Raw genomic sequence first — 12,896 nt, 5'->3', positions numbered from 1 at the left:
TTCCGCCTCCTCAGTGGCAGGGAAAGCCCAACAGATGACGTGCGTCGTGGAAGAATTCATGCACCTGCGTGCCGGAAAACATCGACGTTGCGCCTTGTTCTGCGCCAACGAAATAGATGGCCAGCAGCGCCAGCAGGGCGGTGAACAGCGCCCAGGGCAGCAGTTTCGCGACAGGAATGGGAGCAGCCGGGGTGTGGGCATTAAGGGTGATATCACTCATGGTGTAACTCCATTATCGATTTTGCTGTTGGTAGCGAGTGCCGGACTCACCGTGACCGGCACGCCCGGCGAAAGGTGATGATGGCTATGTGCCGGCGGGCAACTGGCGTTCGCCAGTACAATCGGCTGGCCGTGGGGCGTGTTGAGATACGCCTTGCGCCACTCCTGCGTCCGTCGGCTGATTTCATCCGGCACCGTCAGGTTGAGTGCCGTCATCATGTTTTCCATCGCCGCCGTCCACTGACGATAGTAGGCATCATTCGCGCTTTCACCCGGTTGCGCCGGCGCCGCGTTGATCTCTTTACTGAATGTCTGTACCCATTCTGCCCACGGGAACAGCCCGGCCCGGTGGAGATGGACTATCAGGGAGAACGCTTTTGCCTGCCAGGGCTTATCAAACACCGGCCCTTCCTCATCGCGCGGTAACCCGAGGGCGGCGTAATCGTGTTGTGCTACCGTATTCATGCTTCCTCCAGATAGTCGTCCCACAGATCGATGAACACTTTGTCAGGGCGCGGCTCTCCCCACAGCGCCTGCGCGGTGAAACTGACGCTGTAAACATGTTGGGGATGTTCGCCCAGCCCGTGCGCCGCAGTATCTGGCGTGATAAACACACCGTGAGCGATCTCTATGCGACCGACTTTATCGCGTGCGTAGCGTGGCAGGCGGGTATGGGTGGTCGGGTTGAAATTTTTCGTTCGTACCCAATCGCCCACCCGGAAGCGGGGCGCAACATCGTGACTGACCCGAGCAGACCCGCCGGTGCTGACTACCATCGACACCATCTCCTGCGTCAGCACAGGTGTGCCAGGCTTGCAGGGGGCAGGCTTCGCGCCACCCCACAGTTCTTCAACGGTGATCACCCCCTTTGCCAGCAGCAGCGTTTCGAATGCATGCAGCCAGTGCTCGTAGTAACTCGACTGCAAATATTCGGTCGGCGCCATACGTTCGATGGCGTGGCGAAATTCATCGACGTTAAAGTGTCCGCCGACGAACAACGAGGCGAACAGAGGAAATACCCGGCGTTCCCACTCATGATGGAAATAGGGCTCGTTTTCCTCGGTAGGGATCGGGACAAGGCCGTGCATCCCCCCCAGATCATGTATCCCGTTCATGGTTTTCTCCTTTCGTTATGGTGCGCTAACCACACCGGTGCCAATCATCGAATCGCGCGTGATGAGTTCGCTCAACTGCGCTTCGCTCCAGCCTTCCGTGCCTGCCGGACGTTCAGGCAGGACCAGATAGCGCAGCTCGGCGCTGCTATCCCAGACGCGAATCTCTTTGTTTTCTGGTATGTGTAACCCGAACTCGGCGAGAACGCCGCGCGGGTCGATGACGATACGCGAACGATAGGGCGCTGATTTGTACCACACCGGCGGCAGACCCAGTACCGGCCAGGGGTAGCAGGAACACAGCGTACAAACGGTGACGTTGTGCACGTCCGGCGTGTTCTCCACGACCAGCATGTCTTCGCCCTGTATTCCGGAGAAACCCAGTTCAGCAATAGCGGCAGTGGCATTTTCCATCAGTCGACGTTTGTATTCCGGGTCGCTCCACGCTCTGGCGACAACCTGTGCGCCGTTTCGGGGGCCGACTTTGTGCTCGTAGGTGTCAATCAGCTCATCCAGCGCAGCCGGGTCGATCAGGCCTTTTTCCTGCAGCAGGGATTCCAGTGCGCGGACGCGTAGCTCGATATCAACGGGGGTTGGGTATGGTCGTGGTCGTGTTTATGGCTCATTTTAGGCTTCCCGAGAGTTAAGGTTAAAACGTCCGCCAGTCACCGCAGGCTTCGAAAGCGGCGGCGGCCTGATAGAGCGTGTTTTCAGCGTAATGACGTCCTACCAGCATCATGCCAACCGGAAGTCCGTCGACCATGCCACAGGGGATAGACATGGCCGGGTGACCGGTGATGTCCTGCGCAGCGGTGTTACCGATCATTTCGAAAGCGCGCGAGATGTATTCGGTGATGGAGCAGTCCGGGCCTGGTATTGGCTGAGCGAGCACAGGCACGGTAGGCATCACCAGCAGATCGAAATCGCTCAGGGCCCGGTCGTAGCCGGCGCGGGCCCGACGCGCGATATTCTGCGCTCTGGCGTAGTAGCGACCGTTATAGCGCTCCAGCCCATACTGGCCGACGAACATGCAAACTTTGAGCGACGGGGAGAGGGCATCCGCGCTGTCGCGCCATTGCGCGTGTTTGTCCAGCAGGCTGACGTCGTACTGGCCTTCCCAGTTAAAACCCATGCCGTTGCCGTGCATCATCTGGGCGGTCAGACCTTCGCAGCCGATAGGCGACCAAAGCGCGCCCGCCAGATTGTGTTCCGGCACGGAAATTTCGCTAACAATGGCGCCCAGTGCTTGCAGGCGGGCGATGGCGTCCCGCACCTTCGTTTCTACCTGCGGGTCCATATTCGGCAACTGGAATCCCTCGGTCAGAATGCCGATTTTCAGGCCGCGCACACCTTTTCCGAGGGCGGCGGTATAGCTCTCTACAACGGGCGCGTACTGACGCGGGTCAAGCCCGTCACTCCCGGCGATGGTTTCCAGCATCAGTGCGTTGTCGCGCACGTTGGCGGTGATGGGACCGGCGTGGTCGATGGTCGCCTCAATCGGCATGATGCCCGTGTAAGGCACCAGACCGTGGGTCGGTTTCATGCCGTAGGTACCACAGAAGGCGGAAGGGATACGGATGGAACCGCCCTGATCGCAGCCTATCGCCATGTCCACTTCGCCAGCCGCCACCAGTGCGGCGCTGCCGGAGGACGAACCGCCGGAGGAATAGCCATGACGATGGGGATTGTGCACCGGGGCCGGGTCGGAAGTGTGGCTTCCGCCGGAGAGGCAGAAGTGCTCGCAGGTGGCTTTGCCGAGAATCGTCGCCCCGGCATCCAGCAGGCGGGTGGCCACGGTCGCGTCGTAGGATGGGACGAAACCTTCGAGCGTGGAGGCGCCGTTCATCATCGGTACGCCGGCGAGCGAGACATTGTCTTTCAGAGCGATGGTCCGCCCGGCCAGCGCGCCAGTCGCTGCACCTTTTACCTCCGTTTTGTAATACCAGGCATTGAGCGGATTGTCCTCGCCAGTCGGACGATAGCCGGCGGCGCGCGGATAGCGGACCTCCGGGATATCGTCGGGAAGGGAGTCGATCAGATCGTAAGCGTCGAAGTTAGCCTGCATCACCGCCAGATATTCCTCGGCCTGCGCCGGCGTCAGGCTGATATGCAGCCGACTGGCAAGCTCCTGGAGTTGTTCAGCAGTGGGACGTTGAATAGCCATGTTGTTTCCTTTTTTCTGTGTTTGCTCATGCGCCTGTCTTGAACATAAGCCCGGAATGCCATCCTGACTTGGTTATCCGGGTCAGTCGTTTGGCTGAAATGGACACCCGCGCAGCCTGCGGGTGTCCGTAAGGTGTTAAGACGGCTTATCGGCTTTAGGCCAGTGGATACCGACACTTTTCATGCCTTTGGTCACGTCCATGTCCGGATGTGAGAGCACCACGTCGCGATACGAAGGACTGCCGATGACCGCGGGCTTGAATTGGGTCAGGAAAGCGTTGACCTCTTCACGAATATCCTGCGGCACATTGAAGTTTTCGTAACACTCGTCGATAGACTCGAATACGGCTTTCCAGTGCACCTCGGTCAGCCCCATGCCGCGGTGCGCGGTCACCATATCTCGTCCCCGATAGACGGTGTTGCCACCCCAGTGCTTGCACAAGAAATCAACGAAGTTGATATGCTCTTTCTGAAATGAAGACTCGGACACGTGCGCCCAGATATGGCCGATGTCGGGATGCTTCATACAGGTCTTCAACACTTCGCCTGCGAAGGCGTAGACGGCGTCATACCCGCCGAGACGTTCATAGAGAGACGGCTTTTGCTGCTGTTCGCTCATGGTGGATTTCTCCGTAACATGTGAGTGGAAGGGGGTGTATAGGCCTCTGTTCAATCAGAACAGTTTCATCACGCGCAGGGTGGTGTGGAGATCTTCCTTAAAACCGCCATCGACGTTGATGTCGCGTTGGAGCAAGCCCTGCACTTGCACCGTGGGGGTGATGAATTTCGACAATTCCAGCCTTACCTGATCCGAACGCGTCGCTTGTCCGTTCTCGACGCCGTCGATCTGCTGCTTACCGCCCCACAATTTGGCGTAACCGGCGGAGACGGTCCAGGTGTTGTCTGCGGGCGGCGTCCAGCTTACCCAGCCCTGAAATTGATAGGTGTTGTCTTGTTTGAGGCGGCCGGTGCCGATGCCCGTGGCATCGTCGTTGTCGCCATACCACATCGCATCAGCGGACAGCTGCGTGGCGAAACCGTTACCAAGCTGCTGCACGCCGCCAAGCTGCAGATCGAACTTCCAGCGGTTCTCACCGACGTTGAGCGTGCGCCCGGCATCGTAGGAACCGGCAGGGACGTACAGGTAGGGCACGAGGGCGAAGGTGGTGCTGGGGTTGTTCACCAGCCAGACCGGGGCGGCCAGAATGGGGTCGCCCAGGCCGCTGGCGGAATCGAGGCGGGTACCGCCCAGGGAGCCGTTATAAAGACGTCCGTAGGGCATCAGCACCTGCGGCGCGACCGTGAAGCCTCCCACATCCATATAGTGGACGTAACGAAAGATGCTGACGAAGGAGTCCAGCCCGGTGCCTTGCTTAATTTCGTCGCCACCTGTGGGGGTAAAGCTGTCTCGCGTGGCGTAGGTGAAATACGCCAGAATGGCATCGGTACCGGCAGGAGCCGGAATGAGATCCTGTGAGTTGAGATCGACCGCATGGGCCGGGATCGTCGCCAGCCAGAGTGTGCAGGCGACCAGGCTGATACGAGATGTGGTGCCACTAACAGTCATAACGTTACCCTCATGTCTGATATCTCTTGTTTATTTCCCGGTACCAACGTGGCCGGAAGACCTTACGGTTACAGATATTAGGGAGAAATTTGCTGCGTACTTGTTTCATAAGGACAGTCGTTTGGCTGGCAGGGACAACGGGCGGGCAGGCTGAAAAGGCCCATAGCGTGATGCTCCGTCATAGCGCAGATGTGCACACCTTGAGTGCGGTTCTCGCTTTTTCGACGCCATTCGCGACGTGGGACGCCTGGCGCATCGACGGAGCGTCAGCGATATTTCCTCTGCCTTAGCGCGGATGCGAGTGAGAGCTGGAGGGACATCTGAGTGCTGGCACGATAGTTGCTGTCTGTGAACCCGTGTCTGTTATTGATGCGGGAATTAAGGTGCGAGGTGAGCAATTATGAATAGCATCATGCCGTCTGCGGTCTGCTCCCACTATTCGACCATTGGCGTTGCCGAGTCGCGCCGCTTCGAGTATTGGAACGACGTGGTGTTGCGTCACTGCATTCCGGCCGCCAGCGTGCCCATGGCTGGGGTCGACTTTGACGCCCGGCTTGCGGTACGCGGGGTGGGGATGGTGGATATCTGTTCGTTGTCCGCGCCGTTGCACCGCTGGGAACGCACCGCACGTTATCTGAGGCAGGGGCCAGACGACGATCTGTGGCTGGGCTATATGCAAGGCGGGTACGGCCAGCTTGAACAGGGAGGGCGCAAGGCGGCGCTGGCGGCGGATAGCCTGGTGTTATACGACGCCGCGCAGACGTTCAGTTTCAGCCTGGGTGGGGGCGATAATCACCTGGTGCGGATCCCGCGGCATCTGCTGAGTTGTCGTTTGCCGAGGATTGAAACGCTCACCGCTATGGTACTGGATGACAGTCGGCCCGGCGTGATTCCACTGCGTGAAATGCTGCGTCAGGCGACAGCGATGCCCGCGTGTCTGGACAACCCAGATATTTCTGGCCGTTTCTCCCAGACGATGCTGGATCTGCTGGTGCTGAGTCTGGAATTGCAGGATCTGGATAACGTGAGTGCTGAGCGCGATCTGTACGCCAGGATGATGATTTACATTCGGCGGCAGCTTGTCGATCCAGATTTGAACATTGAGAGCCTGGCTCGGGCGCACCATGTTTCCATTCGCACCGTCACGCGTGCTTTCGCCCGCCACAAAAAAACGCCGATGGCCGTGATTTGGCAGGAGAGGCTGCGAGCGAGCCGAGAGGCCCTCGAACGCGGACGAGTCAGTAGCGTGTCCCAGGCGGCGCTGGATTTCGGCTTCTCTGATTTCTCTCATTTCAGCCACGCCTTCCGCAAAGCCTTTGGAATCTCGCCTCGCTCATTATTGCCCAAAGAGCAGCAGGGAGCGACGCCATCGAACAGGCACACCGGGTCAGACTCCTGAGTCTGCGCGATATGAGTGAGAGCTGCGCGTGACGGAAGGCGCTCCCAGGCTTTGCGGCGGCAGGTGGATGACACGATGGCGTTAGTTCTTTAGCGACTGGAAATGATTTGAATATCCCGGCTTAGCGCGGGGTAAGGTAAGGGTATGGGGGCGCATTGCGGCAGACTCGGCTTCTTTAATGGCATTTAACATAATATACATTATGCGCACCAAAGTTGTAGGGGCTCAATAGTAATGTCCGCCTGTGGCTCAATTCAGATGTCCGCGTTATGGTAAGCTTCACTGGTCCGTTTAAACTACCGGGAGGCATATCATGAGCGCAGAAAGCTCAGGAGTGTTTACTTTGAAAGAGATCAACCGGGTTAAGATTATACAGGACGTCATCGAACGTCGCATCACAACGCGTCGTGCGGCCGAGCACCTTGGTATCAGCGACAGACAATGCCGCCGTCTTCTTGCTCGTTACCGTGAAGGCGGTCCGCTTGGTATGGCCAGCAGACGATGTGGCATGCGTGGTAACCGTCAGTTGCCTCCCGGGCTCGCAGACGAGGCTCTGGAACTGATCAAGACGCGTTATGCTGATTTCGGTCCAACTCTCGCGCGTGAAAAGCTCGAAGAGCTCCACGGACTGTTTCTTGGCAAAGAAACAGTCCGGCGCATCATGGTCCGGGCTGGTTTATGGATCCCCCGTAAACAACGCGCCGCAAGGATCCCTCAACCACGGTACCGGCGTCCTTGCACTGGTGAACTGATACAGATTGACGGCTGTGATCATGACTGGTTTGAAGGCCGTGGCCCGGCCTGCACAGCGCTGGTCTACGTTGATGATGCAACCAGCAAACTGATGGAACTGTTGTTTGTTAAATCGGAGTCCACGTTTTCTTACTTTGAAGCCACGCGGCGCTATATTGATAAGCATGGTAAACCGCTGGCACTGTACAGCGATAAAGCTGGTGTTTTTCGTGTTAACAATAAACACGCCACAGGCGGAGACGGACATACTCAGTTTGGGCGAGCCATGCATGAACTGAACATCCAGACTATCTGTGCAGAAACCAGCCCCGCCAAAGGGCGTGTAGAACGTGCTCACCTGACTTTACAGGATCGTCTGGTAAAAGAACTGCGGTTACAGGGCATTTGCTCAATGGAGGCTGCAAATGACTTCGCTGAGGCCTATATGGCTGACTATAACCGCCGTTTTGGCAAAGTACCGCGACATGATTTTGACGTACACCGTGCTGTAGAACATGATGAAGACTTGGAGCTTATTTTCACTGTTCGTGAAAAACGTAAAGTCTCAAAATCGTTGACGATACAATATGATAAAATGTTGTACCTGATTGAAGACAGCGAGCTGAGTCGCCGTGCAATAGGTAAATATATCGATGTGTATCACTATCCTGATGGCAGAAAAGAGCTGCGCCTGAACGGTACGTTACTTCCCTACTCTACTTACGACCGACTGTCAGAAATCGACCAGGGCGCGATTGTCGATAACAAGCGTCTTGGCCGAACCCTGGAGTTTATCAGTCTGGTGCAGAGCAAGCGGGATAACACGCGCTCTCAGTCAATTCCCGCTGGTGATGGCCCTTCCCGACGACGGCCAAAGCAGGAAGGGAAGAAATCCCAGCGCTCACTGGATAATGATGACATGCTCGAAGCACTCAAACAGCTTCAGTCACGTTCAGAGGATATTTTTGGTAAAAGAGCCCGCTGATGGTACTCACTGACCGGACGGTTGTTGCTCACCAGTTGATATTGTCCGGCCAGACCCATGATGTATTATTCATTTCGTTCAGCATCTTTATGTCCTGCTTTTCACGGGCATACTTACCCCATAATGAATCAAAAGAGCGAACAATACTGATTAACTGCTTTTTTCTTTGCTCCGGAGATAAGCTGATAAAATAGCAGCACCTGCTGTCAATATTATCCTCAATGAAATTAAAATCAGAGTCTGATGCATATTTTGCTGTTTGCATAATATCATTCGACGTTGTTCGGTCAGACTCTGTTAATGCTGATTCTATCAGGTATTCAAAGGCATACATGACAGACAGCTGGTTTTTGTCTGTCTGAATATAACCCATTGAGTTTCTGAGTATTGAGGACTGAACCAGGACCAGAGGCCATAAAATCTCAACACCATAAAGCTTATATGTATCATGTTGATCATACTGATGTTGCTCAACACGACGATTACCTTCCCGCGCTTTACGAATATCATAGGCAAGGGATAACATAAATCCGTCTTTAACTTTAATCAGTGGGCTTTCATCCACGATGTAATGAACGAGTTCGTGCAATTCATTCAGGGCTTCTGAATCTCCCCACAGTATAAAACCTGCATTGTTCGGCGTTAACTCGTATCGAAGCATGAGATCAATCATCCTGTTGTTTCAGTCGAAGGAAAGTCTATCAGCAAAGAGAATCTGAGATCAAAGTGGACATTTTAATTGAGCCGGATAAAGGACATTTCAATTGAGCTTTGACAAAAGTCGACAGACACAGCAAAACACTTTTTCTCCTTGCAACGCCACACTATAATGGATTTGTGAACGATTTATGCTGAGCGGTTCCGAACTGCGATGACATGGGACGTAGAATTTTTGCGGTAGCGCGACGGCTCATAACCTGATTGCGGCTTTGTTGAATAAATCAGATTTCGGGTAAGTCTCCCCCGTAGCGGGTTGTGTTTTCAGGCAATACGCACGCTTTCAGGCATACCTGCTTTCGTCATTTTGTTCAGCGCTCGTACCAGGGCCATAGCCTCCGCAACCTGACCATCGTAGTCACGCAGCGTCAGTGAACCCCCGAACAGCTGTTTTACCCGGTACATCGCCGTTTCCGCTATCGAGCGACGGTTGTAATCTGTTGTCCATTTCCACCGCGCATTACTCCCGGTCATTCGCTGATTAGCCACTGCACGGTTACGGTCTGCATATTCACCGGGCCAGTAACCCGCGCCTTTTCGGGGTGGGATAAGCGCGCTGATTTTCTTACGCCGCAGTTCATCATGACAGAGCCGGGTGTCGTAAGCGCCGTCTGCCGATGCTGCCCTGATTTTTCTGTGAGTCTGCCGGATAAGACCCGGGAAGGCTTCTGAGTCCGTCACATTGTTCAGCGACAGGTCTGCACAGATGATTTCATGTGTGTTGCTGTCAACTGCCAGATGCAACTTTCGCCATATACGACGGCGTTCTTTGCCGTGTTTTTTGACTTTCCATTCGCCTTCACCAAAGACCTTCAGCCCGGTGGAATCAATCACCAGATGCGCGATTTCACCCCGGGTGAACGTTTTGAAACTGACATTAACCGACTTTGCGCGCTTGCTGACACTGGTGTAATCCGGGCAGCGCAACGGAACATTCATCAGTGTAAAAATGGAATCAATAAAACCCTGTGCAGCCCGCAGGGTCAACCTGAACACGCGTTTAATGACCAGAACGGTGGTGATGGCGAGATCAGAATAGCGCTGAGGTCTTCCCCGTGATGAAGGCGTTGCCGACTCATACCAGGCCTGAATAGCTTCATCATCCAGCCAGAAAGTTATGGAGCCACGGTTGATGAGGGCTTTATTGTAGGTGGGCCAGTTGGTGATTTTGAACTTTTGCTTTGCCACGGAACGGTCTGCGTTGTCGGGAAGATGCGTGATCTGATCCTTCAACTCAGCAAAAGTTCGATTTATTCAACAAAGCCCCTGATTGCGGCAAACTACCGCAAAATGAATTCGTTTTCCTGAGCCCGTCTAACTCAGGGTCGTTCACCCAATCAGGCAATTTTGCCTGATTGAATCCACGCTCCCAAAAGTGTTTTTGTGCAATGCTGACACAAATCCAGCCTCAGACACTCTCCGTCACCAAAAACCGATCCATAACCTGCAACGCGGTCTACAGACAGAAACTCCTGAAATTCAGAGGTCGCCAGTTCAGCCCGACGCCCGCAACGATCGCAGATTTTGGCGGACAGAGAAAAAACCTCGACTTTTGAAAACTGCTGCACAGCCTAGTCCCCTCATAAAAATGTTTTGCCAGCGCTACGCTCGGCCAACCCCGGACAGCACCAGAATGAATTCTGGCACTGACCGGCGTTTTATCTATAATGTTCTGGTTGAGCCATACAGGCAATAAACAGAAACGTAAATTATTATACGGTTCTCCAAATCCGGTGACGCGCCCTCCTCGCCCGCGCTGCGGTGAGCGCGTCACCGGATTTTTCGCACCTGTAAAACAATAACAATATCCGTTTTTGTTGAATCGCTACCCTTGCTGGTCAAAAACGGAAACAACGAAAACCCCGTCTTAGTATCAGTATTTTTGTTATCGGCCAGACCACCAATCAGAATAATATCCCCATCTCTCAGTGAAATGTCAGTAGAAATTGCCCGTTTAATCAGTGTTGGTGACTCGTTAACGCCATTATCAGTAGTGGTAAAATTGGATAATTCCTGAGACAGATTCAGGTCAATCACACTAAAACGAACCTCCGGCAAAATTTTAAAAATAATCCCAGAGTCTTTATAGTTCACAGACTGTACAGCCGATTGCCCCTGATAACTAACAGTTCCCAGCGTAGGAGTTGAACTACCAACCGAAAATTCAGCCTGAGAACCAGAACGCGCCCGCAATGTCGGTGCCGAAACCGTCGTAAATCTCGAATCCGTGTTAAACAGTTCAACCAATGCACTCAGAGAGCCGGTGCCTATTTTCAGAAAATTGTCATACCCTCTCGCTGAACTGCCACCAATCTGTAAATTTAGTTTTGAATTCAATAAATTAACAGCCAGTTGCAGACCTGAACCCGTTTTCGACGTACTCTGGACCTCATAAACATAACCGGACACCAGAACCTCATCAGCCGGAATATCTACCAATGGCAGCGCCTCAGAAACACGTCTAATCTCAGATTTTGTACCGTAAAAAACCAACATGTCAGCAGCCGTTTTCTCACCACCTCCAGAGAACTGACCACCGTCACTGGCTAATGATTGCATCTGTGATGCCAGATAATCGACAGACCGGTACAGCGGTTTATAGGTGTAACTGAATTTCGGCAAAACTGTTTTTTCTGCTGATTGAGAGGGAACATAGTAGAAATCGACACCATTTTTTGTTTTAGATCGAACGCCGATATCAGCCATGTAATCAATAAAAAATTTTCTAGCATCCTGCTCTGGCATCAGGTGAAAAGAAATATTTTTGTTAGTCATTGCCACGACATCGGGAGACAAACGAAAAGGCTTTTTCAGAATTTGCGTATAAAAAACGCTCAGAGCATCAGGCACTGGTGTCGATTTGAGTTCGAAATCTACCCCTGAACCCGCAGCATCAGCAAAAAAGGGGAACAGCAGCATTGACGAAAGGATAATAGTTTTTTTCATTTTTGCACCCCTGAACCTGACCATGTCGTAACAACCTCGCCATCTAAAATGCCACTGATTACAGAACCGTTAATAGTAAAACCCGCCGCTGGTTCGACCCGCTGACGTCCATCCGCACCAGACAAAACAACAAAACGCCCCGTCTTATCCCTGATAACACCGATAACACGCCATTGCCTGGAAACCGCTGGCCGCGATACAGATACCTGAACAGAATTCGAATTAGTTCTAGCCTGAACAGCACTATCAACTGTCAACGCTGCTGAATCCGTTTTGTCATTAACATTTTTCCCCAACCCATCACCATGAAAAAAAACCCATAAAAACCAAACTCCCGAGATACCAACAACCGTAAAAAAAATAATGCCTAACCAGAGCAGGCCGGAGGAAAAAATACTCTGCCTCTTATCAACTGTTTTTTCCTGACCGTTACCATCATAGGACTGATAAAGTGGAAATATTTTTTTATCAAAATTGTAATTACGTTTGCTGGTTAACTCAGATTTAATCAGTTTTGCACCTGAATAAATTTCAACGCGATAACTGGAGTTAAGGCCCAGCATTTTCAATTTAGTCATTTTGAATGTTGTTTCTATTCTGTCTCGAATAAACCGAGGGAGATTAGTAATTGACTGATTCGCAACAACTAAATCGCAGGTCACACCAGTTTCAGGGTGAACAAAATGGCGATGTTCTGCCAAAAATGATCTATGGTTTTTAGGCATTTTAGAGTCCGAGGCCCAGATACGCCATGCCTCATCGACACAAATCAAATCCCCCGGCTGGCAATAGGTTTTCACCCCGTCTGAATCTGAATTTTTATAGGGGAAAAAATTTTCGTCCTGAACCTGCTCATTTGTAACAAGCAAAACCTCGCCAATATCAGCGTTTTTATAATTATCACGAACATAATCATAAATCTTTTCAGCATTCAGGCCATATATATTGGATACAACCCTACGCCCCTGAGCAACGGCGGGAATTATTACACTGCGGACAACCTCAAAACTTTTACCACTCCCCGGAACGCCGACATATGCAGAAATTGCCATAACC

The 12,896-nt window shown here is 52.9% G+C and carries 13 protein-coding genes and 1 pseudogene; 2 read left to right on the top strand and 12 right to left on the bottom strand.

Going from position 1 to position 12,896, the window contains the following annotated elements:
• Positions 1–10: 10 nt before the first annotated feature.
• From CDA56_RS27465 to CDA56_RS27435, 7 genes and pseudogenes are all read right to left on the bottom strand, one after another.
• A complete protein-coding gene (locus CDA56_RS27465; protein ID WP_004850884.1) occupies positions 11–220 on the bottom strand; it encodes a CbtB domain-containing protein in 210 nt (69 codons plus the stop codon).
• Positions 217–684 (bottom strand): nitrile hydratase accessory protein, encoded by a 468-nt coding sequence (locus tag CDA56_RS27460; RefSeq protein ID WP_049083582.1) that lies wholly within the window; start codon positions 682–684, stop codon positions 217–219. The genes CDA56_RS27465 and CDA56_RS27460 overlap by 4 nt, the downstream gene beginning before the upstream one ends.
• On the bottom strand, positions 681–1,334 hold the full coding sequence (nthB, locus tag CDA56_RS27455) for a nitrile hydratase subunit beta (protein WP_103814509.1): 654 nt from the start codon (positions 1,332–1,334) through the stop codon (positions 681–683). The genes CDA56_RS27460 and nthB overlap by 4 nt, the downstream gene beginning before the upstream one ends.
• Before the next feature lie 15 nt (positions 1,335–1,349).
• Positions 1,350–1,957: pseudogene (gene nthA / locus CDA56_RS27450) on the bottom strand (nitrile hydratase subunit alpha).
• A gap of 23 nt (positions 1,958–1,980) precedes the next feature.
• The gene (locus CDA56_RS27445; RefSeq protein WP_049083579.1) at positions 1,981–3,495 is read right to left on the bottom strand and encodes an amidase; all 1,515 of its coding nucleotides are present in this window, start codon (positions 3,493–3,495) and stop codon (positions 1,981–1,983) included.
• 135 nt (positions 3,496–3,630) lie between these two features.
• Positions 3,631–4,167 (bottom strand): group I truncated hemoglobin, encoded by a 537-nt coding sequence (locus CDA56_RS27440; RefSeq protein WP_224237130.1) that lies wholly within the window; start codon positions 4,165–4,167, stop codon positions 3,631–3,633.
• Positions 4,168–5,061 carry a transporter gene (locus tag CDA56_RS27435; protein WP_103814511.1) on the bottom strand — a complete coding sequence of 298 codons (894 nt, stop codon included), beginning with the start codon at positions 5,059–5,061 and terminating at the stop codon, positions 4,168–4,170. It abuts the gene before it with no gap.
• 400 nt (positions 5,062–5,461) lie between these two features.
• Here CDA56_RS27435 and CDA56_RS27430 point away from each other — a divergent pair, with 400 nt between their 5' ends.
• Positions 5,462–6,460, top strand: coding sequence for a helix-turn-helix transcriptional regulator (locus CDA56_RS27430; protein ID WP_014838485.1), 999 nt, complete (start codon positions 5,462–5,464; stop codon positions 6,458–6,460).
• A 313-nt stretch (positions 6,461–6,773) separates the two neighbouring features.
• Positions 6,774–8,177, top strand: coding sequence for an ISNCY-like element ISKpn21 family transposase (locus tag CDA56_RS27425; protein ID WP_004883460.1), 1,404 nt, complete (start codon positions 6,774–6,776; stop codon positions 8,175–8,177).
• A gap of 28 nt (positions 8,178–8,205) precedes the next feature.
• Here the strand turns inward: CDA56_RS27425 and CDA56_RS27420 are convergent, their stop codons facing one another.
• The 5 genes from CDA56_RS27420 to CDA56_RS27400 all read right to left on the bottom strand — a co-directional run bounded on the left by CDA56_RS27420 (position 8,206) and on the right by CDA56_RS27400 (position 12,892).
• Positions 8,206–8,838 carry a DUF6904 family protein gene (locus tag CDA56_RS27420; RefSeq protein WP_004883463.1) on the bottom strand — a complete coding sequence of 211 codons (633 nt, stop codon included), beginning with the start codon at positions 8,836–8,838 and terminating at the stop codon, positions 8,206–8,208.
• Positions 8,839–9,158: 320 nt separating this feature from the next.
• A complete protein-coding gene (locus CDA56_RS27415) occupies positions 9,159–10,127 on the bottom strand; it encodes an IS5 family transposase (protein ID WP_023279773.1) in 969 nt (322 codons plus the stop codon).
• Positions 10,128–10,231: 104 nt separating this feature from the next.
• Complete coding sequence (locus CDA56_RS27410; protein ID WP_103814422.1) at positions 10,232–10,462, bottom strand: hypothetical protein; 231 nt, start codon at positions 10,460–10,462, stop codon at positions 10,232–10,234.
• A gap of 202 nt (positions 10,463–10,664) precedes the next feature.
• Positions 10,665–11,840: a type II secretion system protein GspD gene (locus CDA56_RS27405; protein ID WP_165795111.1), complete on the bottom strand. Its 1,176-nt coding sequence runs from the start codon at positions 11,838–11,840 to the stop codon at positions 10,665–10,667.
• Positions 11,837–12,892 (bottom strand): zonular occludens toxin family protein, encoded by a 1,056-nt coding sequence (locus tag CDA56_RS27400; protein WP_103814418.1) that lies wholly within the window; start codon positions 12,890–12,892, stop codon positions 11,837–11,839. Before CDA56_RS27400 ends, CDA56_RS27405 begins: the two co-directional genes overlap by 4 nt.
• Positions 12,893–12,896 lie beyond the last annotated feature (4 nt).

Source organism: Klebsiella michiganensis (assembly GCF_002925905.1).
GTDB lineage: Bacteria > Pseudomonadota > Gammaproteobacteria > Enterobacterales > Enterobacteriaceae > Klebsiella > Klebsiella michiganensis.
The sequence above is the reverse complement of the archived record's forward strand: the minus strand, read 5'-3'. Positions and strand labels throughout refer to the sequence as shown.

Coding starts and splice junctions, on each gene's coding strand:
- CDA56_RS27405 (WP_165795111.1), bottom strand. CDS start 11,840: ATGAAAAAAACTATTATCCTTTCGTCAATGCTGCTGTTCCCCTTTTTT.
- CDA56_RS27445 (WP_049083579.1), bottom strand. CDS start 3,495: ATGGCTATTCAACGTCCCACTGCTGAACAACTCCAGGAGCTTGCCAGT.
- CDA56_RS27420 (WP_004883463.1), bottom strand. CDS start 8,838: ATGCTTCGATACGAGTTAACGCCGAACAATGCAGGTTTTATACTGTGG.
- CDA56_RS27460 (WP_049083582.1), bottom strand. CDS start 684: ATGAATACGGTAGCACAACACGATTACGCCGCCCTCGGGTTACCGCGC.
- nthB (WP_103814509.1), bottom strand. CDS start 1,334: ATGAACGGGATACATGATCTGGGGGGGATGCACGGCCTTGTCCCGATC.
- CDA56_RS27435 (WP_103814511.1), bottom strand. CDS start 5,061: ATGACTGTTAGTGGCACCACATCTCGTATCAGCCTGGTCGCCTGCACA.
- CDA56_RS27425 (WP_004883460.1), top strand. CDS start 6,774: ATGAGCGCAGAAAGCTCAGGAGTGTTTACTTTGAAAGAGATCAACCGG.
- CDA56_RS27400 (WP_103814418.1), bottom strand. CDS start 12,892: ATGGCAATTTCTGCATATGTCGGCGTTCCGGGGAGTGGTAAAAGTTTT.
- CDA56_RS27430 (WP_014838485.1), top strand. CDS start 5,462: ATGAATAGCATCATGCCGTCTGCGGTCTGCTCCCACTATTCGACCATT.
- CDA56_RS27465 (WP_004850884.1), bottom strand. CDS start 220: ATGAGTGATATCACCCTTAATGCCCACACCCCGGCTGCTCCCATTCCT.